Raw genomic sequence first — 1,527 nt, 5'->3', positions numbered from 1 at the left:
CTGGAAAGCGTGGTTGCTCTGTTGAAGGTTCAGGGTATCTGATTCGCCGCCGCCCTCGATGTGCTCGACCCGTCCATCGCCGGTCAGGGTAAAGGTATCTTCTCCCGAGCCGCCCACCAGGTGCTTAAAGCCGGAGAAGCTCAAGCCGCTGTCCAGCTCGCCTCGGTACTCACCGTCGAGGGTCCAGGCGACGGTGGCCGCGTTGGTGCCCACCAGCCGGTGGACGTAGGCGGCGCTGGCATTCACCGCGTTGATGTTTTGGAGATAGGTGTCGGCATCGCCGCCTTCACGCAAGGTGAAGCTCAGGGCCTGGGTGGCGCCGGTGGCCGTCACGATGTTGGTGTTGCCACCGCCGTCCAGCGTGCCGTCCATTCGGGCAGTGCCGGAAAACACAAACTCATCCGGGTGGTCAGCCCCTTGGAGGGTGGTAAAGTTACTAAAGTAAAGCCTCTTGCCATCAGAGGTTTCCAGCACGCCGTCGTTAACACCGTCCACCGCATCAAGCCCCTGGCGCTGATCGGTCAGAGTCCAAGTATTCGAGGTACTGTTGTGGGAGACTTCCAGAGTACTGGTGTCGTTGTCTTCGTTCCCATAATGACCGATCACGCTTTCTATGTCGGCAATGGACAGTGTACCGCCCAGCGTGCTCTGGCCAACGGTCAGCTCGATCGCCCCTTCTTTTTGGGAGAAATCCAATACATCCAGTTGGTTGCCCCCACGCAGGGTGCCGGTGATATCGCCCTGGCCTTCCACGTTAAAGACATCACCCCGGTCACCCCCCGAGAGCGCCCCGAAGCCCGAGAAATCAACACTGAACGTTTGCCCATTGTTGACCCACTGCACGGTGCCCTCGTTTTCCGCGTCGATGGTCCAGGTATGGGCTTGGCCCGCAGCGCCACGCAGGGTGTTATCACCCTGGGTGGGCGTGTGGCCTTCCAATACTTCAAAGGAGGCCAGGTCGACCGTGGCCGCCGGGTGATTTCCCAGGGAAATATCGAGCGCGGTGTCGGTGCTGAACTCGGTAAAATCAAAGGTGTCGGTATTGCCGCCCCCGTTAATGGCACCGGTAAACGCCTTATTGCCAGTGAGTTTGAAGGTATCTTCACCGCTACCGCCGTTTAACGCGCTCACCCCGGAAAAGGTCAGGGCTCTGTCAAACAGACCGCCCGCGGCGGTGCCCGGGCTCGTGGTCACGCTTCCGGTCTCGGCGCCGGTGAGCTCCCACTGGTTGGTGCCGCTCTCCAATGCCAGGGTGGTAGTGCCGTTGCCGACAATATCGTTGATATTTTCAATATCCCAACTCGGGCCGTCGGCGCCGTACGTCAGGGTGACGGCCGGGTCGTACTCGCTCAAGTCCAGCGTATTGTCCGGTCGCACACCCTCGGCGTTCTCAAGATTGGCGCCCCCGTCAATGGACCCGGCGAAGGCCGTGTTACCGCTCAGGGTAAAAGTGTCCGCCGCGTTGCCGCCGCGCACGGTGGCGACTTTCTCAAAGGTCAGGTTATTATTCAGGGTGCCGCCCTCGGC

1 protein-coding gene is annotated in these 1,527 nt (G+C 60.6%); it reads right to left on the bottom strand.

The genetic code is table 11. The features are described from left to right. Positions 1-1,527: hypothetical protein (locus AAE514_RS18410; protein ID WP_347333025.1), on the bottom strand; the 1,527-nt coding region annotated here is incomplete at both ends.

The organism is Marinimicrobium locisalis, from assembly GCF_039822625.1.
Taxonomy (GTDB): Bacteria; Pseudomonadota; Gammaproteobacteria; order Pseudomonadales; family Cellvibrionaceae; genus Marinimicrobium; species Marinimicrobium locisalis.
The sequence above is the reverse complement of the archived record's forward strand: the minus strand, read 5'-3'. Positions and strand labels throughout refer to the sequence as shown.